At 42.4% G+C, this 264-nt stretch carries 1 protein-coding gene; it reads left to right on the forward strand.

Going from position 1 to position 264, the window contains the following annotated elements; all coding sequences use genetic code 11:
* Positions 1-44: 44 nt before the first annotated feature.
* On the forward strand, positions 45-264 hold a 220-nt coding region (locus AAEY83_RS15895; protein ID WP_351060506.1), incomplete at its 3' end, for a hypothetical protein.

Below are 264 nucleotides of genomic sequence, written 5' to 3' on the forward strand. Positions count from 1 at the left end.
CTATAAAACAGACAATAAGTTGTGCTATTCTGAGGCTAATGATAATGACTGAGCAAGGACGCGACCTAATGAGTAATAGCTTTGAAAATAACTCGCCTAGCGCCACGGTTCCTCCATTGTGGCAAGCCGCCTATGAGCAATATGGACTAAAAAATAACTTGGATGTGTTAGAAGGTAAGCACAATCTGCTGGATTTACTACAACCAAAAATTGAGCAGCATAGTGAGTCGGTGGCTTTTAGTATGGGAGCAGCCACAGTAACCT

Source organism: Psychrobacter sp. TB20-MNA-CIBAN-0197, assembly GCF_040309765.1.
Taxonomy (GTDB): Bacteria; Pseudomonadota; Gammaproteobacteria; order Pseudomonadales; family Moraxellaceae; genus Psychrobacter; species Psychrobacter submarinus.